Genomic DNA, 19,702 nt, shown 5'->3' with positions numbered 1-19,702 from the left:
ACGCATGCGGAGCAACCCTTCCGCTTCGATGACGGCCCGCCATGTCCAAGACCACCCGCGCCACCCAGGCGCTCGCCAAGTCCGGCACTTCCTTCACCGTCCACACCTACGACTACGACCCGACCGCAGATCGCGTCGGCATCCAGGCCGCCGAGGCGCTGGGGGAGGATCCGTCACGGGTTCTCAAGACGCTGATGGCGGAGGTGGATGGCAAGCCGGTCTGCGTCATCGTGCCGTCGGATTGCGAGGTCAGCATGAAAAAGCTGGCCGCCGCCTTCAAGGGCAAGTCGGCGAACATGATGAAACCGGCGGATGCCGAGCGGCTCACCGGTTTCGTGGTGGGCGGCATCAGCCCCTTCGGCCAGAAGAAGCAGGTGCGGACGGCAATCGAGGAAGCGGCACTCGTGCATGACGCCGTCTATATCAACGGCGGGCAGCGCGGTTTGCAGGTGCGGCTGGCGCCGCGCGATGCGCTTGCCGCGCTGAAGGCGATTTCGGCGCCGGTCATCGCCTGATTGCGCCTTCTCTTCCGGCGACAAGCACACTAAGTTTCCTTTATCCATTTTGAGAACAGACAGGCATGCCATGACCTATCCCGAAAATTCCGCCCCCGCCATCGATCCGCAAAAGCTCGACAAGCTCGCCGAAGTCGCAGTGCGCGTCGGCCTTCAGCTCCAGAAGGGTCAGGATCTCGTGGTGACGGCGCCGGTCGCCGCCCTGCCGCTCGCCCGCCTCATCACCAAACACGCCTATATGGCCGGCGCGGGTCTCGTCAGCACCTTCTATTCCGACGAAGAGACGACGCTCGCCCGCTATCATCATGCGCCGGACGAGAGTTTCGACCGCGCCAGCGACTGGCTCTACGAGGGCATGGCCAAGGCCTATGCCAATGGCGCGGCGCGCCTTGCGATTTCCGGCGACAATCCGATGCTGCTCTCCGGCGAGGACCCGGCGAAGGTCGCCCGGGCCAACAAGGCGAACTCCACCGCCTACAAGCCGGCGCTGGAGAAGATCGCCAATTTCGACATCAACTGGAACATCGTCTCCTACCCGAACCCCTCCTGGGCCAAGCAGGTCTTCCCGAACGACCTGGAGGAGGTGGCGGTCGAAAAGCTCGCCAACGCCATCTTTGCCGCGTCGCGCGTCGACGTCGCCGATCCGGTCGGTGCCTGGCGGGCGCACAATGCCAATCTTGCCAGCCGCTCGGCCTGGCTCAACGGCGAGCGCTTTTCCGCCCTGCACTTCACGGGGCCTGGCACGGACCTGACGGTCGGCCTTGCCGATGGCCATGAATGGCACGGCGGCGCCGCGACGGCGAAGAACGGCATCACCTGCAACCCGAACATCCCGACCGAAGAGGTCTTCACCACCCCGCATGCGCTGCGCGTCGAGGGTCATGTCTCCTCCACCAAGCCGCTCTCCCACCAGGGCACGCTGATCGACGACATCCAGGTGCGCTTCGAGGGCGGCCGCATCGTCGAGGCGAAGGCCTCAAAGGGTGAGGCGGTGTTGAACAAGGTGCTGGAGACCGACGAGGGCGCGCGTCGTCTCGGCGAAGTGGCGCTCGTGCCGCATTCCTCGCCGATTTCGGCGAGCGGTATCCTGTTCTACAACACGCTGTTCGACGAAAACGCCTCCTGCCACATCGCGCTCGGCCAGTGCTATTCGAAGTGCTTCCTCGACGGCGCAAGCCTTTCGCCGGAGCAGATTCGCGCGCAGGGCGGCAATGAAAGCCTCATCCATATCGACTGGATGATCGGCTCCGACAAGGTGGATATCGACGGCATCCGTGCGGACGGCAGCAGCATGCCCGTCATGCGACGCGGCGAGTGGGCATGACCCATATCGGCGTGATCGGCGGTGGCGGATGGCTGGCCGGGGCTCTGCTCCGGCCCGTGCTTGCCGATCGCATCGTCAAACCGGCCGATCTCGTGCTGTCCTCGCGCTCCGGCAATATTTCCGGCTTCGAAGCCTGGCCGGGCGTGCATATGACGACGGACAATTCCATTCTGGTGGATGCGTCCGACATCATCGTCTTCTCCGTCCGCCCGTCGGATCTCGATGAGATCGACCTCGATCTTCGCGGCCGTTTCGTCATTTCCGTCATGGCGAGCGTCTCGGTGGACGAGATCACCGACCGGTTTGGCGCACGGCGCATCGTGCGCGCCATGCCGAATGCCTGCGCCGAGCAGCGGCAGTCCTTCACGCCGTGGTTTGCGACGGACGACGTGCGCAAGTCCGAGGCGGAGTTCGCGCAAAGCTTCTTTTCCGCCTCGGGGCGGGCGCATTTCATCACCAACGAACACGAGCTCGATTATTTCACCGCGCTCACCGGTTCGGGCGCCGCCTTCCCGGCGCTGGTGGCGGATGCGATGATCCGCCATGCGATCGAGGCGGGCATCGATCCCGAGACGGCCGACCTTGCCGTGCGCCAGCTTTTCCTCGGTGCTGCCATGCAGATGGCGAGCATCAGCGATACGCCGGCCGATATCGTCGAACTCTTCATGGAATATCGCGGCACCACGGCGGCCGGCCTTTCCGCGATGATCGACGCCGACCTGGCGCACGCCGTCTTCATGGGGCTGACGGCCGCGCGGCGGCGGGCGATGCAGGGCGCGGACTGATCCGCACGGCATCCTGCACCTGCGCCCACTGGCTGAGCCAGACACTTCCCAGCACCACGACCATGCCGGCGATCTGCAGCAAGCTGAGATCCTGCCTGAGCAGCGCCCAGCCGAGCACGACGGCGACCAAGGGGCTCAGGAATCCAAGCGGCGAGATCGTTGCCGGGTCGAGCCGGGCAAGGCCGCGGAACCAGACGATATAGGTGAGGGCCGCGCCGATGACGCCGAGATAGGCGAAGCCGATGAGGTTTTCGGCTGTCGGAACGGGCAGCGCCGGCTCGAAGAACAGCGCGACGGGCACGAGCAGCAGGCCGCCCGCCGTCAGTTGCCAGGCGGTGAAGGTGAGCGGCGGCACGGGCGGCTGCCAATGGCGCGACAGCACGGTGCCGAAGGCCATGGACACGGCGCCGGCAAGGCCGGCGACGATGCCGATCGGGTCGAGATGGGCGGCTGGTGTCAGCACCAGCAGCGCCACGCCGCCAATGCCGGCGAGACCCGCGACGACCGAAAGCGGCCGGATCGCCGTGCCCATCACGGCGCGCGACAGGCCGAGCACGATCAGCGGCTGGATGGCGCCGACCGTGGCCGCCACGCCGCCCGGCAGGCGATAGGCCGAAACGAAAAGCATCGCCCAGAAGAACGAAAAGTTCAGCGCGCCGAGGAGGAAGGTCCGCCCCCACCAGATCCCCTGCGGCAATTGCCGCACGAGGGCGAGCAGGAGAAGGCCCGCCGGCAGCGCGCGCAGCATGGCGAGGGTCAGCGGATAGCCGGCCGGCAGCAGCTCGGTGGTGACGATATAGGTGCTGCCCCAGATGGCGGGTGCGGCGGCGGTGAGGAGGATATCGGTGCTGCGAGACATAATTATCTCCATATAAAGAATCTTGATGTCAAGATATATGAGATTATCTTGACGTCAAGTTAATTTCGCCCTTAAGTCCGCGCATGGATCACGTCGACAGAATTTTAGCCCAGTGGAACCGCGAACGGCCGGACCTCGATGTCGGGCCGATGGGCCTGCTCGGCCGCATCGCGCGGCTGCGCACCCATCTTGCCCGGGAAATCGACAAGACGCTCGCCGAAAACGGGCTCAACGCCGCGAGTTTCGACGTGCTGGCGACGCTTCGCCGGTCCGGGCCGCCCTATCGGCTTTCGCCGGGCGACCTGCTGGCGGCCACCATGGTGACCTCCGGCACGATGACCAATCGCCTCGATCAACTGGAAAAAGCCGGGCTCATCGAACGCTCACACAATCCGGAGGACCGGCGCGGCGTGATCATCGCGCTGACGCCGAAGGGTTTTTCCGTGGTGGATGCGACCGTGACCGCCCATGTCGGGAACCAGCACCGGCTGCTGGAAGGCCTGGATGACGGCGAGCGCGCGGCGCTGGATGGCTTGCTGCGGAAATTCCTGGCCGAATTCGAATAGTCAGATGCGGTCGACCAGCTTTTCGACCCGCGCGATATGCGCCTTGCGCTTGGCCTCGCTGCTGCGATCGATGTCGTAGAGATTGACCAGCTTGAAATCGAGGCCCTTGGCGCAGAAGGCGGCGATGGCGCGCTTCAGCAGCCGTTTCACCGGGTTGCCCATGTAGAGATGCACGATCCACCAGGGTGAACCGGTCGTGGTGAAGGCCCAGAACAGGTGGATATTGTCGAGGCGCGGCTGGATGCGCCCGCCCGCCGGATCGTTTTCATAGGCGACACCGGGGGCAAACACCCGGTCGAAGAAGCCCTTCAGGATGGCCGGGAAATTGAACCACCACTGCGGAAAGACCAGCACGAGCCCGTCCGCCGCCTTCAGCCGCGAAACGAACGGCTCCGCTTCCGACGGGTCGTAACCCGGCTGGAAAAAGCGGGCGCGTTCGGAGGGTGTGAGCCGCGGATCGAAATCCTCGCGGTAGAGGTCGAGAAGATCGACCGTATGGCCGTTTGCCACCAGCTTCCGTCGCACCGTCTCGGCGACGCTTGCGGCGAAACTCTCCTCCAGCGGATGGGCGAGCACGAGCAGGATGCGCATCAGAACAGCGAGCCCTGGCGCGGCGCGGGTTTTTCCGGCTCCGCCTTCGCGCCCTTCTTGCGCGGTGGCGTGCCGCCGCCCGAGCCCGTGACGGCATCGACCGTGCCGTCGGCGAATTCGATGGCGATCGCCCGGCCCGGTCCCAGTTCCGCTGCGGCATTGATGGGCGAGCCCTCCTCGTCGCGCACCAGCGCGTAACCGCGCTTCAGCACGTTGCGATAGGAGAGCGATTGCAGCATGCGGTCCTGCGCCTGGAGCAGCGCGCGGCGGCGGGCGAGATTGCCGGCGAGCGCGCTTTCGGCGCGCAGCGCCAGCCCCGTCAGCCGGTCGCGTGAGCGGCCGGTCTGCGCGGCGATGCGAGCCGGCGTCGCGCGCAGCGACACGTCGAAGGCGGAGAGCCGGGCGCGGAACTGGTCGAGCCTGCGCTCGATGATGCGCTCGGCGCGTTGCACGCGGTCGGTGACGCGCTGGCGGCGCTCGGCGATGCGGGTGAGGAGAACGTCGGGCCGAAGATGCGCCGCCGCGCGCTCGAAGGTGCGGCGCTTGTTGACCGTGTTCATCTGCAGGCCGCGGCCGAGCCCGGTGGCCGCCTCATCGAAGCGGCGGCGGGGGAGTGCGAGAAGCTGGTCGAGCGAGGGCAGCGCGCGCGCGAGTGCGCGCACCCCCTGGCGACGATTGTCCATCTGGCGGGCCACGGCGCCACGAAGGCGTGCGGTGAGCGAGGCGATTTCCGCGTCGAGGTCGGCTTTGACGGGCACGGCCATTTCGGCGGCCCCCGTCGGCGTCGGCGCGCGCCGGTCGGCCGCATGGTCGATCAGCGTCCAGTCCGTCTCATGGCCGACGGCGGAGATCAGCGGGATTTTCGAGGCGGCGGCGGCGCGCACGACGATCTCGTCGTTGAAACTCCAGAGGTCCTCCAGGCTGCCGCCGCCGCGCGCGACGATCAGCACGTCAGGCCGCGGCATCGCTCCACCCGGCTGAAACGCGTTGAACCCCTCGATCGCCGCCGCCACCTCCTGGCCCGACCCTTCGCCCTGCACCTTGACGGGCCAGACGATGACATGGACGGGAAAACGGTCGGCGATGCGGTGCAGGATGTCACGGATGACGGCACCCGTTGGTGACGTGACGACGCCGATCACCCTGGGCAGGAAGGGGAGCGGCTTCTTGCGCTCCGTATCGAAAAGCCCCTCGGCGGCGAGCTTGCGGCGGCGTTCTTCCAGCAGCGCCATCAGCGCGCCGGCACCGGCGGGCTCCAGCGTCTCGATGACGATCTGGTATTTCGAGGAGCCGGGGAAGGTCGTGACCTTGCCGGTGGCGATCACCTCCATGCCCTCTTCCGGCTTGAAGCGCAGCTTCGAGAAGCTGCCCTTCCAGATGACCGCGTCGATGCGCGCCCGGTCGTCCTTCAGCGAGAAATAGGCGTGTCCCGAGGAATGCGGGCCGCGATAGCCAGAAATCTCGCCGCGCACGCGCACCTGGTCGAAGGCCTGCTCGACCGTGCGCTTGATGGAACCGGAAAGTTCCGACACCGAATATTCGGCGAGGTTGCTGGGCGAATCACTGTCGGAAAAGAAGCTCATGCGGCAAAGTGTAGTGCGTTTGGCGGCGGATGACAGGGTGCCGCAGCCGGCATCCCCAGCTGTCGCGCGCCAAAAAGCGGCCTATTCGGGTTTCACCCGGTAGAGTTTTAGCACCGGCCCCTGTGCGCCCTCGACCGGTTCGAGATAGTCCGGCACTTTGCCTTTCAGGAGGTTGGCATAGAGACCGTCCGGCTCGGCCTTGGCGATCATCTTGATCTGCGAATTGCCCGGGCAAAAGGCGAGCAGCGTCACCTTGGCCCCGCGCAAGAATGCTTCCGCCTGGCGCGGGTTGGAAAGGCCGATATGCAGCTCCGTCAGCATGCCGCCCTGGTTGCGGTGGTAGGGCGCGGACAGCACGCGGTGGCCGGTAAAGCGCAGGATCGGCGCGCCGAGATCCGAAACGGCGGCGACGACGCCGATCGGCTCGTGGGCAAGCGGCGCCAGCACGGACTGGTCCTTGCAGGCGGGCAGCTTCGGCTTGCTCGAAAGTTCGGCGCGCAGCACATCGCCGGACTGGCCAGGCAGGAGGGCGCCGCCGAGCGCCCAGCTCGCGGGCGTCGAGGCGAGTGTGAGGCCGGCGAAGGCAGCGCCGAGCTTCAGGTTCTTCGGTGCGGCATTAGAGGCCTCGCGCAGCCTGGCGACCATGCGGCCGAGCGGGATGGCGGCAAGCACATAGACGAAGATCGAGCCGCGGATCTGGAGGACGGAGATCGCGAAGGCGACCGTTAGCAGCGCGAGCAGGATGATATGCTGTTCCGTCGCCTCGCGGCGATAGACGCAGCGCAGGCAGGCGACGATCGCGATTACGCCGGTGGCGTAGAAGCCGGCGATCGACGTGGGGTCGAGGTGGAACTGCGCGATTGCCGATTGCGCCTCGATGACCATGTCGAGCCAGAAGGTTTTCAACAGCGGATCGAGCGCATCGAGCGGGTTCGACAGGCAGCCGGGCGCGATCAGCAGCACGGCCGCGGCAAGTACGGCGCCGGCACCCGCGAGCGCGAAAACCCGGCCGCGGAACGACCAGGCGCTGGCAAGCGACGCTGTCAGGAAAAGCGTGCCGCCGCCGAGCGTGGCGAGCGCATAGAAGCCGTAGGACAGGCTGTCGCAGGTGACCTGGCTGTAATGCGACGGCGCCACGGTGGCGAAGAAGGCCCCGGTCGTCGTCAGTGCCAGCGCGAGGCCATAGGCGGTGGCGGCATCCCGGAAGCTGCTGCCATGCCACGCCCAGCGCAGGGCGACGATCAGGCAGACCGCGCCGATCAGCGGCGTCGTCTCCACGCCGATGGCGATGGCGAAGCCCGCCAGCACGCCCGCGATGGCATGGTCGCGTGGTCGTCTTGTGGGCGAAAGCAGCATGGCCGTGATGGCGGTCACCAGCAGGATCTGCACATTGTGATGATCGATCGAGCCGGGCTGGAAGCGGTTCAGCGAGAGGATGAGGATGGAGGTCAGGATCAGCGTCGCATGCATCGCCATCGTGCCGCCCAGCCGATAGCTGGCAACGCCTGCGCTGAAGAGCACCGCGACGACGAGAATGGATGGCCAGACGGCAAGCGCCAGCGCCTCGGCCTGCTGCTGCCCGGCAAAAAGCGAGAAGAAACTGATCAGGTTGGCGATCGGCAGGTCGATGAAGCGCGACCAGTGCATCGGTGTGCCGCCGGCCAGCCCCAGGCGATACTGCGTGGTATCGAACCAGCCCTGGCCGGCGAGCAGGTCGCGCACCATGACGAGCCGCATCGCATCGTCATTGTCGGAGCCGACATAATCGGTGGTGAAGGGCAGCGAAAGGGCAAGCAGCAGGGCGATGGTGATGGCGGAATAGAAGGCGAGCACGCGCCAGGTCATCCCGGTGCGCGGTGCGAACGTCTCCTGCGGTGCGATCGGCAGGGCTGCAGGCATGGATTTCGACACGTTTCGCCTCTTTGTCTGCCCATTCAACTCTGGCGAAAACCTAGCCTTAACCTTCTCAAGAAATAGTAAAACCGGTGGGGCGCATGAGGCGGCCCGCAACGGAGACCGCGTCGTCATGACGGAAGCCTTGCTGGAAGACCTTGAGATTGCCGTCCTGCTGCCCTGCTACAACGAGGCGCAGACGATCGGCGATGTCGTGACGAATTTCCGCGCAGCGCTGCCCTCCGCCCGCGTCTATGTCTACGACAACAATTCCACCGACTCGACCGCGTTGCGCGCAGCCCTTGCGGGCGCGACCGTCGTGCGCGAGCGCCGCCAGGGCAAGGGCAATGTGGTGCGCCGTATGTTCTCCGATATCGAGGCGGACATTTACATCATGGCCGACGGCGACGGCACCTATGCCGCCTCGGATGCGCCGGAACTCATCCGCACGCTGATCACCGAGGGTGCCGACATGGTCGTCGGCACGCGGCGCGGCGTGCATGCGGATGCCGGACGCCAGGGCCATGCCTTCGGCAACCGCATCTTCAACACGCTGTTCCGCTCGCTGTTCGGCAACGATTTCTCCGATATCTTCTCCGGCTACCGCGCCTTCTCCCGCCGCTTCGCCAAGAGCTTTCCGGCCGTGTCCGGCGGCTTCGAGATCGAGACGGAAATGTCCGTGCATGCCTCTCGGCTGCGCATGCCCATCGCCGAGCTGGAGCTCGATTACGGCCGCCGGCCGGAGGGTTCGCACTCGAAGCTCTCCACATTCAAGGACGGCGCAAAGATCCTCTGGATGTTCGCCATGCTGATGAAGGAGACGCGGCCCTTCGTGTTCTTCGGCGCGATCAGCGGCTTCTTCATGATCCTGAGCCTCAGCTTCATGGCGCCGGTGCTGGGCGAATATTTCCGCACGGGGCTCGTCGAGCGTATGCCGACCTGGGTCTTCTCGCTGGCGTTGATGATGATCTCGTTCCTGGTCTTCTCCGCCGGCATGATCCTCGATTCGCTGGCCCGCGCCCGCGCCGAGCAGCTCCGCATCCATTACATGAACCAATCCGCCGGCCGGTATGCCCGCACCGCCCGCAGGGCGGAAAAAGCGGCGCGGAATCTTGCGGCCTGACCGAACGGGACAGCACCATGAACAGGGAAACCACCAACCGCATCCGCTTCGTGATCGAAGACGTGCTGCCACCGATCCTGCGCGATTCCGCGCTGTTCAAGCAGGCGGCGAGCCTGGTCTGGGGCAAGCATATCGGCAAGCTCGCCAAATTCCGCGAGCGCGCGCCCTTCCTCACCGCCGCGGAATATGAAGACCTCTATCGCGAGCATCCGCGCGTCCACGCCGGCACGGACAATTCGCAGGCCTGCATCGATCGCATCGTCGCCTCCATCGTCGGCGAAAGCGTCTGCGATGTCGGCTGCGGCACCGGCGCGCTGCTGAACTTCATCAAGGCGGGCAATCCCGGCCTCAAGCGGCTGACCGGCGTCGATTTCGTCGTCGACGATGCGGCGAGCATCACCGGCGTCGAATATGTCGCCGCGATGATCGAGTCTTTGCCCTTTGCCGATGGCGAATTCGACACGGTCGTCTGCACCCATGTCATCGAACATGTGCTGGAATACCGCCAGGCCATCGCCGAGCTGCGCCGCATCGCCCGTCGCCGGCTGATCATCGTCGTGCCGCGCGAGCGGGAATATCGCTACAGCTTCAACCCGCATTTCAACTTCTTCCCCTACACGCATTCCTTCCTGCGCGCCGTGCATCCCGTGCCGCCGCGCCATGTCTGCGTCGATATCGGCCGCGACATTTTTTACATGGAAGACCGCGCGGAGCCCGACGCGTGACCACAGGCGGCTATAGCCCGACCATCTGGGCCGGCCTGCTCGGAACACCGCTGCTGATTGCGGCGGGGCAGGTGCTGTTCAAGCTGACGAGCGGCACGACCGGCGAATTCGGCGTGAAGGGTCTCGTCGCGCTGGCGTTCAATCCGCTGCTGCTGCTGGCGCTGGCCATCTACGGCGCCGGCACGATCGTCTGGATCTTCGTGCTGAAGGCGGTGCCGCTGACGATCGGCTATTCCTTCATGGCGCTGACCTTTTGCTTCGTGCCGCTGCTCGCCAGCCTCTTCCTCGGCGAGGCGCTGACCCTGCGCTACGCGCTCGGCGCCGTCCTCATCGTCGGCGGCATGCTCGTCATCAACGGCTGACATCACCCCTCGAAATGCGCCCGCGTCTCGGCATCCGCCGGGAAGAAACTCTCGATCAGCACGCCCTGCACCAGCGCATCCTGCGCCGAGCCGAAGGAGGTGAGCGTGGTGATCCAGTTGAAGCGTTTCGTGCCGATCGCCATCTCGATCGGCAGGATCGGCAACCTGTCCGTCTCCGGAAAGGCTTCTAGTGCGGCCTGGATATCGTCCGCTGCCGCCAGCCGCTCGATGCGCTTAAGAAGGGGGCTTCGCGGCCCCTGCAACCAGGCTTCGGCGCGGATGCGGTGCACCAGATCGGCCGCCGACTGTGCCCAGTTGACGACGATCTCGCGCAGCGGCGTCGGTCCGAGATAGGCGTCGAGGAAATTGTCGCCCGGCGACACTGCGATGCCCGCCATGCCGGCAAGGCTGAGGAACGCCTGGTTGGCCGTCAGCACATTGTATTCGTGATCGAAGACGACGCCCGGATAGGGATCGTGCCGGCCGAGGATGAGGCCGATCGCCTCCGCCACCGCCGGCGGGAAGGCCGACAGGCTCGCGGCCGGCGACGTCGCGAAGCGCGGGCGAAAACCGGCAGCGGAAAACAGCATGCCCTGGTCGCGCGCCGGAATGTCGAGCACGGCGGAAAGCCGGAGGATCATGCCTTCCGAGGGGCGCGAGCGGCCGGTTTCCAGGAAGGACAGGTGGCGGGAGGAGATGCCGGCCTCGGTCGCAAGCTCCAGCTGGCTCATGCGCCGGTGGCCGCGCCATTCCTTGAGATGTTCGCCAAATTCCATGCCGGTCTCCTATTCATGCTGTCCCGCGCACTAAACAGCAGGCGCGACATCATTTCCATTACCTCCAAGGTAATTGGTTTGCCGCATCGCTCCCGGCAGGATCAGCCCATCGAAACGAAAGGAGCCCATCATGTTCACCACCCTCAACCGCAATCTCCTGAAGTCCATCATGCTCGCCGACGGCGTCTTCTCGCTCGCCGCCGCCGCCGGCCTCTTCGCCCTGTCGGGTCCGATCGGCAGCCTCGTTGGCCCGCTCGCCACACCGGCCGTCCTCAACGGTTTCGCCGCCTTCTTCCTCGTCTGGGGCGCCTTCCACCTCGCCGCCGGCCGGCAGGAGCGGCCGTCACCTGCCGCGGTGCGCTTCGCCATCGCCGGCGATGCGCTCTGGGTCATCGGCAGCGTGGCCGTGCTGCTCTTTGCCCGCAGCGGGCTGACGCTCACCGGCATCGGCCTCATCGCGGTCGTGGCCGTGGCGGTTGCCGATATCCTGCTCGTCAAGCAGATCGGCCTCGGCCGGCAGCAGCGCGCAGCCCTCGCGTGAGCATCCAATCGCCCCCGCGAAAGCGGGGGCGATTGCCGTTCAGAAAGCATCGACCTACCTCGCGGGAGAGATTCCCCTTGCTCGGAAAATGCACTACCGTCGCGCCCGAATGAACACGGGGAGCCCTTCATGCGCGTTATCTTTTCCGAGGACCACAAGCTCAGGAACGCTCGCACCGAGCTTTACGGCGGCGAGCTCGTGCCGCCCTTCGAGGCGCCGTTCCGGGCGGAGTGGATCCTGGCGGCGGTCAAGGATGCCGGTTTCACCGATGTATCCGCGCCAGAGCGCCACGGTCTCGAAACCGCGCTGAAGGTCCACGATGCCGGCTACCTCGCCTTCCTGGAAGTGGCCTGGGAAAAGTGGAAGGCCGCCGGCTACAGGGGCGAGGCGATCGCCACCTCCTTCCCGGTGCGCCGCACCTCGCCGCGCATCCCCACCCAGATCGATGGCCTGCTCGGCTACTATTGCAACGCCACGGAAACCGCGATCACCCCCGGCACCTGGGAAGCCGCCGTCTCCTCCATGCAGACCGCGCTGACGGCAGCCGACATCGTGGCCGGCGGCGACAAGGCCGCCTTCGCGCTCTGCCGCCCGCCCGGCCACCATGCCGGCATCGACAGTTTCGGCGGCTATTGCTTCATCAACAACGCCGCCGTCGCCGCCCAGCGCTTCCTCGACAAGGGCGCGAAGAAGGTCGCGGTGCTCGATGTCGATTTCCACCACGGCAACGGCACGCAGGATATCTTCTACGAGCGCGGAGACGTCTATTTCGCCTCGCTGCATGGCGATCCGGCCGAAGCCTTCCCGCACTTCCTCGGCTATGCGGAAGAGACTGGCAAGGGTGCCGGCGAAGGCACGACGCAGAACTACCCGCTGCCGCCCGGCACGCCCTATTCCGTCTGGGAGGCCGCCCTTCACGACGCACTGAAGCGTATCGCCGCCTTCGGTGCGGAGGTGATCGTGCTGTCGCTCGGCGTCGACACGTTCGAGAAGGACCCGATCTCCTTCTTCAAGCTCACCTCGCCGGACTATGTAACGATGGGCCGGGCGATGGCGGCAAGCGGCCTGCCCGTGCTCGTCGTCATGGAAGGCGGCTACGGCGTGCCGGAAATCGGCCCCAACGTCGCGAACACGCTAAAAGGCATCACCGGCTGAGGCCTGGAGGCTGTCAGGTTCATTATGAACCTGACAGACTCCAGGTTTCTTTGTTTTCGTTTGTCTTTTCGGGAAAACCGGTTTCCACTTTTCCCTGACAAACTTTAGCATCAATTTTCCTGAAGCAAGGCGTCACGATTATCCATTTGTCGGCTGGCAGACCCTCCTCTAGGACTGGGTGCCTGGAGGAGCATCTCATATGGCGGATCAACAGGTGGCAGCGGGCGGAAAGCTTTCCGGCTCCGGAAATGCGGGGCTTTTTTCGGGCGTGCTGCTCTGCCTCGCCTCCATGTCGAGCATCCAGTTCGGCTCGGCGTTTTCCGCGACCGCCATCGACGCCTACGGGCCGTCCACCACGACGTTCCTCCGCTTGGTCATGGCGGCCGCCGTGCTGGCGCTGATCGTGCGCCCGCCCATGCGCTCCTACAGCCGCGAACAGTGGAAGAGCGCGTTGACGCTCGGCACCACCATGGCGGCCATGACGCTCTGTTTCTTCGCCGCCATCGACCGCATTCCGCTCGGCCTGGTCGTGGCGATCGAGTTTCTCGGGCCGCTTGCCGTCGCGACCTGGGGGCTTGGCGGCGGCTGGCGGCTGATCTGGCCGCTCGCGGCCTTCATCGGCGTCGTGCTGCTCTCCCATGACGGCGAAGGCTGGGTCGGCGATCCCGTCGGCGTGCTGTTCGCCTGCGGCGCGGGCGTCGGCTGGGGCACCTATATCGTTCTCATGAAGAAGTCTGGAAAGCTCTTCAAGGGCCTGGAAGGGCTCTCCATGTCGCTGATCGTGGCGGCAGTCGCCGCCGCACCCTTCGGCCTCATGCGCGCACACGAGGCGATGAGCCCGGAAGGGCTCGGCATGATGCTCGGCCTCGCTATCCTCGTGCCGCTCTTCCCCTATGCGCTGGAAATGATTGCGCTGCGCCGCATGCCGATGTCCGCTTTCGGCATCCTGATGAGCCTGGAACCCGCGCTCGGCGCGCTGGCCGGCTTCCTGGTGCTCAGCCAGCCGATGACGCCCTTCCAGATGCTCGGCACCGCCTTGGTCGTCGCGGCGAGCGCTGGTGTCACGTCTGGCGGAAACAGTGAAGCCTAGGCAAAACTGCCGCCTCTTTCATGTTCCTGCCGCAATCGCTAGGTTGAAGCAGATTCATCGAATCCTCGGGGACGCCTAGATGTACAAGAAATGCGCTGTTATCGCGGTTGCCGCGGTCTATCTTTCTGCCTGCACGACGACTGACCCCTATACGGGCGAACAGAAGGTCTCGAACACCGCCGGGGGTGCCGCGATCGGCGCGGGCGTGGGCGCCGTGGCCGGCCTGCTGATCGGCAACAACCCGGTGCAGCGCCGCAATGCCGCGCTGATCGGCGCCGGTGTCGGGGCGCTCGCTGGCGGCGCGATCGGCAATTACATGGATACGCAGGAATCCGAGTTGCGCGCGCAGCTGCAGGGCACCGGCGTCTCGGTTACCCGCGTTGGCGACCGCATCGTCCTCAACATGCCGTCGAACGTGACCTTCTCGACCGACCAGGACCAGGTGATTCCGCCGTTCTATCCGACGCTTGATTCGGTGGCGATCGTGCTGCGCAAGTTCGACAAGACGCTGATCGACGTCGACGGCCACACCGACTCGGTCGGCAATGCCGGCTACAACATGGATCTCTCCAACCGCCGCGCCAATTCGGTCGCGAACTACCTCGCCTCGCGCGGTGTCGATCCGCGCCGCATGTCGGCGATGGGGTATGGCCTGGAACGTCCGATCGCCTCCAACGCCTCGGAAATGGGCCGCGCGCAGAACCGTCGCGTCGAAATCGCGATCTCGCCGCTCAAGAGCTAAGCGCGCTTGAGACCCGGGTCGTCGTCGGCCGGGTTGTAGAAGAGCGAGAGCACCAGGCTCTTCGCGATCCGCTCGGCCGTCGCCATGAACCACGCCTTCGCCTCCGGCGAGGGCGCGATGTCGTCCAGCGTCGCGGAAAACAGGCCGAGCCAGGTCTGGAACAGCGGCGGGTTCATGCCCGCCACACCCTGGTGCGCCATCACCGGCTTGCCGCCATAGCCGCCATCCTTGAAGGCGACGGCGGACCAGAAGCGGTTCATCTTCGCCATATGCTCCGGCCAGCGGCCTTGAAGCCGGCCGTCGAAGACCGGGCCTAGCTCCGGATGCGCCCGCACGCGGCCATAAAACGTCTCCACCAGCAGCGGAATGAATGCGGCGGTGACGCCGATCGCCAGCATCTCCGCCTCCGCACGGGCACGGATGGCGGCGAAATGGGAGAGGCGGTCGGGAGCATCTTCGGTCATGGGCCGAAGATAGGATGCCGGCCGGCCGCATACAATCCGGCCGATCGCCGCAGGCAGGTCAAGGCCCCTCGCGATCCAGCGCCCATTCCAGCCGTTTGTAGTCAAACCCGTATTTCAGCGTCGGTTTGACGACCTCGAAATAGGGCGAGAGGTCGAAATCGCGCGGCGTGTAGAGCGAGTGGTGGCGGATGTGCAGGATCTCTTCGCGCGAATAGGTCGAGGTCGCCGCTGCATGGCCCGGTGAGCGGACGATATCCGGCAGGATCGGGTAGCGGATCCGCTCGAAGGCTTCCGCGATCAGCGTGGAGCAGATCGCCCGCGTCGGATCGCCCGAGCCGAAGGCCAGCATGCGGCGGCGCCAGCGCACCGGCACGGGCGGTGCGGGCAGGAAGAAGCGCAGCATGTCGGTGATGTTCTTCAGGTCGTATTTGAGGCCGAGGCGCGAGACCATGAAGGAGACCAGCATGTTGCGATCCTCCGGCGTCAGGCCGACGGGCCGGCAGATGCGCGTGTTGTAGGTGCGGTATTTGGTGAGCGGCACCGCCACGCAGCCCTCGCCGAGATTGACCTCGATGAGCTGCGGCCGGTCGATCGAGGGCAGCGCCGCCTGGTCGAGCGTCAGAGGAATCTCGTCGCCAACGAAGAGCGCGGCATGCGACCAGGTTGATTGCGTGAGGTATTTGATCGCCGCCGAGACCTTCTGGTTACCCTCGACCAGCAGCACGTCGCCGGGCCGCAGCGTGCGCGCCAGCGTTTCCGGGTCGGAGGGCGTGTAGGGCTCGTAGCCCGAGGCCTGGCTTTGCAGGCGGTCTGCGAGACGGCGGCCGAGGCGGTCCAGCAATGTGTCGCGGCTTGCGGAAAGCGGCTTCAGTGCGGCGATCACATTGCGTCCTTTGCAGTCTCTGTCGCCACCACTCTAGCGTCAGCCGCGACACTCTGTCGAGGTTGACCGCAGCGGCTGGAATCCTATATTTAGAATAATTCTAAACTGGATAGTCGCCGATGTTCTCCCGCCTTCTTCGCCCCGGCAAACGCAGCCTCGAATCGCTCAGCGAACAGGAAATCCTGGCGCTCGCCATCTCCTCCGAGGAAGACGACGGCCGCATCTATCTCGCCTATGCCGATGCGCTGCGTGACGCCTATCCGCATTCCGCCGGCGTCTTCGAGGAGATGGCGGAAGAGGAGAGCCATCATCGCCAGATGCTGATCGACCGGCATATCGCCCGCTTCGGCGACCGCATCCCGCTGGTGCGGCGCGAATATGTGCGCGACTTCCCGGAGCGAAAGCCCGACTGGCTGATTGCCAACATGTCGGTCGAGAAGATCCGGGAGCAGGCGGAAGCCATGGAGGATGCCGCCCACCGCTTCTACCTGACCGCCGCTTCGCGCACGCAGGACGCTGCCACGCGAAAACTGCTCGGCGACCTGGCGCTGGCGGAAAAGTCGCATGAATCGCTCGCCCGAAGGCTCGGCGAGGAGCACACGCCGACGGATGTGAAGGCCGAGGAGGACCAGACGTCGCGGCGGCAATTCGTGCTGACCTACGTACAGCCGGGCCTTGCCGGACTGATGGATGGCTCGGTCTCGACGCTCGCGCCGATCTTCGCCGCCGCTTTCGCCACGCAGGATACCTGGCAGACGTTCCTGGTCGGCCTCTCCGCCTCCGTCGGCGCCGGCATCTCCATGGGCTTCACGGAGGCAGCCCATGACGACGGCAAGCTCTCCGGCCGCGGTTCGCCCGTCAAACGCGGCCTCGCCTCCGGCATCATGACGGCACTCGGCGGCCTCGGCCACGCGCTGCCTTACCTCATCCCGAATTTCCTGCTGGCGACGACCATCGCCGTGATCGTCGTCTTCATCGAACTCTGGGCCATCGCCTTCATCCAGAACCGCTACATGGAAACACCGTTCCTGCGCGCCGCCATGCAGGTCGTGCTCGGCGGTAGCCTGGTGCTGGCGGCGGGTGTGCTGATTGGCAATGCGTGAACGCAAAAGGGCCCACCTCACCCACTGCGTCATCCTCGGGCTTGACCCGAGGATCCATGCCACAAGTGAGGGCGTACCGTGATGCGTGGATCCTTGGGTCAAGCCCGAGGATGACGGAGGAGAGGTCGGCAGGCCTTGAATTGGTACGAGCGGGGCGTTGTTATCGCCCCGCCTTTACACGATTACGCCCGCAGCGTGCCGCCGGTCGTCTTGACGACGTTGCCGACGATCTTTGCTGTCAGCGCTTCGAAATCCTCGTCCGTCAGCGTCTTGTCGGTCGGCTGGATGACGACTTCGATGGCGATCGACTTCTTGCCTTCACCGAGCGAGGCGCCCTCGAAGACGTCGAAGACGGTGACGCCGGCGATCAGCTTGCGGTCGGCGCCGGTGGCGGCGCGCACGATGGCGCCCGCATCCACCGTCTTGTCGACGACGAAGGCGAAGTCGCGCTTGACGGCCTGGAAGGGCGAGAGGTCGAGCGCCGGCTTGGTGCGGGTCGCCTTCTTCTTCGGGTCCGGCATGGCATCGACATAGATCTCGAAGCCGGCGAGTGCGCCGGACACGTCGAGCGCGCCGAGCGCCTTCGGATGGAACTCGCCGAAATATCCGAGAACGATCTTCGGACCCATCTTGATCGTGCCGGAGCGGCCCGGATGATACCAGGCGGGCGCACCCGCCTCGATCTGCACATTGCTCATCGGCAGGCCGCAGGCCTCGATCACGGCGAGCGCATCGGCTTTGGCGTCATAGACGTCGACCGGCTTGCCGCCACCCTTGGCGGCGTTCGACCAGAGACGGCCAGAGCCGGCAAGCGAGGCTGTGCCGCGGCGCACGCCGCCGGCAACGCGGCGCTGGCCTTCCGGCCTGTCGTTCTCGTAGGTGCCGGAGACTTCGAACAGCGCGACGTCGCCGTACCCCTTGTCGGCATTGCGCTGCGCAGCCGCCAGCAGGCCCGGCAGCAGCGAGGGCCGCATGTCGGACATATCGGCAGCGATCGGGTTCGACAGCGCGAGCGATGCGGCGCCGCCGCCGAAGAGTTCGGCATGCGCCTTCGGGATGAACGACCAGGTGACGGCCTCCATCATGCCGCGTGCGGCAAGCGCGCGCTTGGCAAGGCGCGAGCGGATCTGCAGCGTGGTGAGGATGCGGCCGTTCACCGCGCCGTGGCTTTCGAGCGGCGCCGGCTTGATATTGTCGACGCCGTGGATGCGCATGACCTCTTCAACGAGGTCCGCCTTGCCATCGACATCCGGACGCCAGGAGGGAACCGCGACGGAGACGCGTTCGCCCGAGCCCGAAACCTTGAAACCGAGGCGGGTCAGGATATCGACGCTCTCGTCCGACGAGACGTCGAGGCCGGTGAGGCGCTTAACGTCCGTGAACGGGAAATCGACGACCTTGGCGTCGTAGCCCTTGTAGCCGACGACGTCGGTCTTGGCCGGTGTGCCGCCGCAGAGCTCCAGCACCAGTTCGGTGGCACGTTCGAGGCCCGGCACCATGTATTCCGGGTCCACTCCGCGCTCGAAGCGGTAGCGCGCATCGGTGATGATGCCATGCGAGCGGCCGGACTTGGCGATGTTCATCGGGTCCCAGAGTGCGGATTCGATCAGCACGTCGGTGGTGTCCGCATCGCAGCCGGAATGTTCGCCGCCCATGATGCCGCCGATCGATTCCACGCCATTGTCATCGGCGATGACGACGTTGGACGGGTTCAGCGTGTATTCGCGCGTATCGAGCGCCAGCACCTTCTCGCCTTCCGCCGCGCGACGCACGACGAGATTGCCCTTCACCTTGGCCGCGTCGAAGACGTGCAGCGGGCGGCCCTGGTCGAAGGTCATGTAGTTGGTGATGTCGACCAGCGCGTTGATCGGGCGCAGGCCGATGGCGATGAGCCGCTGCTGCATCCAGCGCGGGCTCGGGCCGTTCTTGACGCCGCGCACGAGGCGGAGCGCAAAGCCCGGGCAGAGATGATCGTCACCGCCGAGATTGAGCGTCACCTTGACCGACGTCTCACCTTCCACCTTGAAGGACGGCGCCTTCGGCGTCTTCAGCGTACCGAGGCCGGCGGCCGCGAGGTCGCGGGCGATGCCGAAAATGCTGGTGCAGTCCGGCCGGTTCGGCGTCAGGTTGATCTCGATGACCTGGTCGTCGAGACCGGCATAGGCGGCATAGCTCTGGCCGACCGGCGCATCGGCCGGCAGGTCGATGATGCCGTCATGGTTGTCGGAGATTTCCAGTTCCTTCTCCGAGCACATCATGCCGCGGCTCTCGACGCCACGGATGGTGCCGACGGCAAGCGTCACGTCGATGCCGGGCACATAGGTGCCAGGCGCCGCGAAGGCGCCGACGAGGCCGGTGCGCGCATTCGGCGCGCCGCAGACGACCTGGATCGGATCGCCCTTGCCGGTATCGACCATCAGCACGCGCAGCTTGTCGGCGTTGGGGTGCTGCTCGGCGGAAACGACCTTGGCGATGACGAAGGGCTTGAAGGCCGCCTTGTCGTCGACGTCTTCCACTTCGAGGCCGATCGCCGTCAGCTTCGCGCAGATGTCTTCCAGCGAGGCGTCGGTATCGAGATGGTCCTTCAACCAGGAGAGCGTGAATTTCATGTGATTTCTCCTT

The 19,702-nt window shown here is 65.7% G+C and carries 20 protein-coding genes; 12 read left to right on the top strand and 8 right to left on the bottom strand.

The features are described from left to right. The first annotated feature begins 41 nt into the window (after positions 1 to 41). The 3 genes from ybaK to AC1Q6Z_RS15920 all read left to right on the top strand — a co-directional run bounded on the left by ybaK (position 42) and on the right by AC1Q6Z_RS15920 (position 2,624). Positions 42 to 515: a Cys-tRNA(Pro) deacylase gene (gene ybaK / locus AC1Q6Z_RS15930; RefSeq protein WP_439625801.1), complete on the top strand. Its 474-nt coding sequence runs from the start codon at positions 42 to 44 to the stop codon at positions 513 to 515. Between the two features lie 70 nt (positions 516 to 585). Further along, the gene (locus tag AC1Q6Z_RS15925; protein ID WP_492648512.1) at positions 586 to 1,839 is read left to right on the top strand and encodes an aminopeptidase; all 1,254 of its coding nucleotides are present in this window, start codon (positions 586 to 588) and stop codon (positions 1,837 to 1,839) included. Continuing rightward, positions 1,836 to 2,624 carry a pyrroline-5-carboxylate reductase family protein gene (locus AC1Q6Z_RS15920; protein WP_492648511.1) on the top strand — a complete coding sequence of 263 codons (789 nt, stop codon included), beginning with the start codon at positions 1,836 to 1,838 and terminating at the stop codon, positions 2,622 to 2,624. The genes AC1Q6Z_RS15925 and AC1Q6Z_RS15920 overlap by 4 nt, the downstream gene beginning before the upstream one ends. Here the strand turns inward: AC1Q6Z_RS15920 and AC1Q6Z_RS15915 are convergent. After that, positions 2,575 to 3,483, bottom strand: a complete 909-nt coding sequence (locus AC1Q6Z_RS15915; RefSeq protein WP_492648510.1) for an EamA family transporter — start codon at positions 3,481 to 3,483, stop codon at positions 2,575 to 2,577. The two genes, AC1Q6Z_RS15920 and AC1Q6Z_RS15915, sit on opposite strands and share 50 nt — an antisense overlap. Before the next feature lie 83 nt (positions 3,484 to 3,566). On the opposite strand from AC1Q6Z_RS15915, the gene AC1Q6Z_RS15910 reads away from it, so the two are divergent. Further along, positions 3,567 to 4,049, top strand: a complete 483-nt coding sequence (locus AC1Q6Z_RS15910) for a MarR family winged helix-turn-helix transcriptional regulator (protein ID WP_492648509.1) — start codon at positions 3,567 to 3,569, stop codon at positions 4,047 to 4,049. Here AC1Q6Z_RS15910 and AC1Q6Z_RS15905 read toward each other — a convergent pair whose 3' ends face one another. From AC1Q6Z_RS15905 to AC1Q6Z_RS15895, 3 genes are all read right to left on the bottom strand, one after another. Next, positions 4,050 to 4,640 (bottom strand): NAD(P)H-dependent oxidoreductase, encoded by a 591-nt coding sequence (locus tag AC1Q6Z_RS15905; protein ID WP_492648508.1) that lies wholly within the window; start codon positions 4,638 to 4,640, stop codon positions 4,050 to 4,052. Further along, positions 4,640 to 6,223: an exodeoxyribonuclease VII large subunit gene (gene xseA / locus AC1Q6Z_RS15900; protein ID WP_492648507.1), complete on the bottom strand. Its 1,584-nt coding sequence runs from the start codon at positions 6,221 to 6,223 to the stop codon at positions 4,640 to 4,642. Before xseA ends, AC1Q6Z_RS15905 begins: the two co-directional genes overlap by 1 nt. Positions 6,224 to 6,304: 81 nt before the next feature. Beyond that, complete coding sequence (locus tag AC1Q6Z_RS15895; RefSeq protein WP_492648506.1) at positions 6,305 to 8,134, bottom strand: hypothetical protein; 1,830 nt, start codon at positions 8,132 to 8,134, stop codon at positions 6,305 to 6,307. 115 nt (positions 8,135 to 8,249) lie between these two features. On the opposite strand from AC1Q6Z_RS15895, the gene AC1Q6Z_RS15890 reads away from it, so the two are divergent. Genes AC1Q6Z_RS15890 through AC1Q6Z_RS15880 form a run of 3 tightly spaced genes read left to right on the top strand, consistent with a single transcriptional unit; the run spans position 8,250 to position 10,326 of the window. Next, positions 8,250 to 9,239: a glycosyltransferase gene (locus AC1Q6Z_RS15890; protein WP_492648505.1), complete on the top strand. Its 990-nt coding sequence runs from the start codon at positions 8,250 to 8,252 to the stop codon at positions 9,237 to 9,239. Positions 9,240 to 9,256: 17 nt separating this feature from the next. Continuing rightward, positions 9,257 to 9,964: a class I SAM-dependent methyltransferase gene (locus AC1Q6Z_RS15885; RefSeq protein ID WP_256118201.1), complete on the top strand. Its 708-nt coding sequence runs from the start codon at positions 9,257 to 9,259 to the stop codon at positions 9,962 to 9,964. After that, positions 9,961 to 10,326, top strand: a complete 366-nt coding sequence (locus AC1Q6Z_RS15880) for a DMT family transporter (RefSeq protein WP_492648504.1) — start codon at positions 9,961 to 9,963, stop codon at positions 10,324 to 10,326. Before AC1Q6Z_RS15885 ends, AC1Q6Z_RS15880 begins: the two co-directional genes overlap by 4 nt. 2 nt (positions 10,327 to 10,328) lie before the next feature. On the opposite strand, the gene AC1Q6Z_RS15875 is transcribed toward AC1Q6Z_RS15880, so the two are convergent. Continuing rightward, positions 10,329 to 11,102, bottom strand: coding sequence for a helix-turn-helix domain-containing protein (locus AC1Q6Z_RS15875; protein WP_492648503.1), 774 nt, complete (start codon positions 11,100 to 11,102; stop codon positions 10,329 to 10,331). 130 nt (positions 11,103 to 11,232) lie between these two features. Here AC1Q6Z_RS15875 and AC1Q6Z_RS15870 point away from each other — a divergent pair, with 130 nt between their 5' ends. From AC1Q6Z_RS15870 to AC1Q6Z_RS15855, 4 genes are all read left to right on the top strand, one after another. Next, entirely contained in the window at positions 11,233 to 11,643 is a 411-nt protein-coding gene (locus AC1Q6Z_RS15870; protein WP_492648502.1) for a hypothetical protein, read from the top strand. A 129-nt stretch (positions 11,644 to 11,772) separates the two neighbouring features. Continuing rightward, positions 11,773 to 12,798, top strand: coding sequence for a histone deacetylase family protein (locus AC1Q6Z_RS15865; protein ID WP_492648501.1), 1,026 nt, complete (start codon positions 11,773 to 11,775; stop codon positions 12,796 to 12,798). 199 nt (positions 12,799 to 12,997) lie between these two features. After that, entirely contained in the window at positions 12,998 to 13,888 is an 891-nt protein-coding gene (locus AC1Q6Z_RS15860; protein ID WP_439614825.1) for an EamA family transporter, read from the top strand. A 79-nt stretch (positions 13,889 to 13,967) separates the two neighbouring features. After that, entirely contained in the window at positions 13,968 to 14,630 is a 663-nt protein-coding gene (locus AC1Q6Z_RS15855; protein WP_256118195.1) for a YiaD family glycine zipper/OmpA-like lipoprotein, read from the top strand. Here the strand turns inward: AC1Q6Z_RS15855 and AC1Q6Z_RS15850 are convergent. After that, the gene (locus AC1Q6Z_RS15850) at positions 14,627 to 15,094 is read right to left on the bottom strand and encodes a group III truncated hemoglobin (RefSeq protein ID WP_492648500.1); all 468 of its coding nucleotides are present in this window, start codon (positions 15,092 to 15,094) and stop codon (positions 14,627 to 14,629) included. The genes AC1Q6Z_RS15855 and AC1Q6Z_RS15850 overlap by 4 nt on opposite strands. 58 nt (positions 15,095 to 15,152) lie before the next feature. After that, positions 15,153 to 15,977 (bottom strand): C40 family peptidase, encoded by an 825-nt coding sequence (locus AC1Q6Z_RS15845; protein ID WP_492648499.1) that lies wholly within the window; start codon positions 15,975 to 15,977, stop codon positions 15,153 to 15,155. 119 nt (positions 15,978 to 16,096) lie between these two features. Here AC1Q6Z_RS15845 and mbfA point away from each other — a divergent pair, with 119 nt between their 5' ends. Next, positions 16,097 to 17,080 carry an iron exporter MbfA gene (gene mbfA / locus AC1Q6Z_RS15840; RefSeq protein ID WP_492648498.1) on the top strand — a complete coding sequence of 328 codons (984 nt, stop codon included), beginning with the start codon at positions 16,097 to 16,099 and terminating at the stop codon, positions 17,078 to 17,080. A 182-nt stretch (positions 17,081 to 17,262) separates the two neighbouring features. Here mbfA and pheT read toward each other — a convergent pair whose 3' ends face one another. Then, a complete protein-coding gene (gene pheT, locus AC1Q6Z_RS15835) occupies positions 17,263 to 19,689 on the bottom strand; it encodes a phenylalanine--tRNA ligase subunit beta (RefSeq protein ID WP_492648497.1) in 2,427 nt (808 codons plus the stop codon). Positions 19,690 to 19,702 lie beyond the last annotated feature (13 nt).

It is taken from the genome of Shinella sp. GW835-FHT14H05 (assembly GCF_058793575.1).
Note: the sequence above shows the minus strand (reverse complement) of the source record. Positions and strands in the feature narration are given on the sequence as shown.

Excerpts from the sequence above, each read along its gene's own strand:
- ybaK (WP_439625801.1), top strand. The coding sequence starts at position 42 with ATGTCCAAGACCACCCGCGCCACCCAGGCGCTCGCCAAGTCCGGCACT.
- AC1Q6Z_RS15925 (WP_492648512.1), top strand. The coding sequence starts at position 586 with ATGACCTATCCCGAAAATTCCGCCCCCGCCATCGATCCGCAAAAGCTC.
- AC1Q6Z_RS15920 (WP_492648511.1), top strand. The coding sequence starts at position 1,836 with ATGACCCATATCGGCGTGATCGGCGGTGGCGGATGGCTGGCCGGGGCT.
- AC1Q6Z_RS15915 (WP_492648510.1), bottom strand. The coding sequence starts at position 3,483 with ATGTCTCGCAGCACCGATATCCTCCTCACCGCCGCCGCACCCGCCATC.
- AC1Q6Z_RS15910 (WP_492648509.1), top strand. The coding sequence starts at position 3,567 with ATGGATCACGTCGACAGAATTTTAGCCCAGTGGAACCGCGAACGGCCG.
- AC1Q6Z_RS15905 (WP_492648508.1), bottom strand. The coding sequence starts at position 4,640 with ATGCGCATCCTGCTCGTGCTCGCCCATCCGCTGGAGGAGAGTTTCGCC.
- xseA (WP_492648507.1), bottom strand. The coding sequence starts at position 6,223 with ATGAGCTTCTTTTCCGACAGTGATTCGCCCAGCAACCTCGCCGAATAT.
- AC1Q6Z_RS15890 (WP_492648505.1), top strand. The coding sequence starts at position 8,250 with ATGACGGAAGCCTTGCTGGAAGACCTTGAGATTGCCGTCCTGCTGCCC.
- AC1Q6Z_RS15885 (WP_256118201.1), top strand. The coding sequence starts at position 9,257 with ATGAACAGGGAAACCACCAACCGCATCCGCTTCGTGATCGAAGACGTG.
- AC1Q6Z_RS15875 (WP_492648503.1), bottom strand. The coding sequence starts at position 11,102 with ATGGAATTTGGCGAACATCTCAAGGAATGGCGCGGCCACCGGCGCATG.
- AC1Q6Z_RS15870 (WP_492648502.1), top strand. The coding sequence starts at position 11,233 with ATGTTCACCACCCTCAACCGCAATCTCCTGAAGTCCATCATGCTCGCC.
- AC1Q6Z_RS15865 (WP_492648501.1), top strand. The coding sequence starts at position 11,773 with ATGCGCGTTATCTTTTCCGAGGACCACAAGCTCAGGAACGCTCGCACC.
- AC1Q6Z_RS15860 (WP_439614825.1), top strand. The coding sequence starts at position 12,998 with ATGGCGGATCAACAGGTGGCAGCGGGCGGAAAGCTTTCCGGCTCCGGA.
- AC1Q6Z_RS15855 (WP_256118195.1), top strand. The coding sequence starts at position 13,968 with ATGTACAAGAAATGCGCTGTTATCGCGGTTGCCGCGGTCTATCTTTCT.
- AC1Q6Z_RS15850 (WP_492648500.1), bottom strand. The coding sequence starts at position 15,094 with ATGACCGAAGATGCTCCCGACCGCCTCTCCCATTTCGCCGCCATCCGT.
- mbfA (WP_492648498.1), top strand. The coding sequence starts at position 16,097 with ATGTTCTCCCGCCTTCTTCGCCCCGGCAAACGCAGCCTCGAATCGCTC.
- pheT (WP_492648497.1), bottom strand. The coding sequence starts at position 19,689 with ATGAAATTCACGCTCTCCTGGTTGAAGGACCATCTCGATACCGACGCC.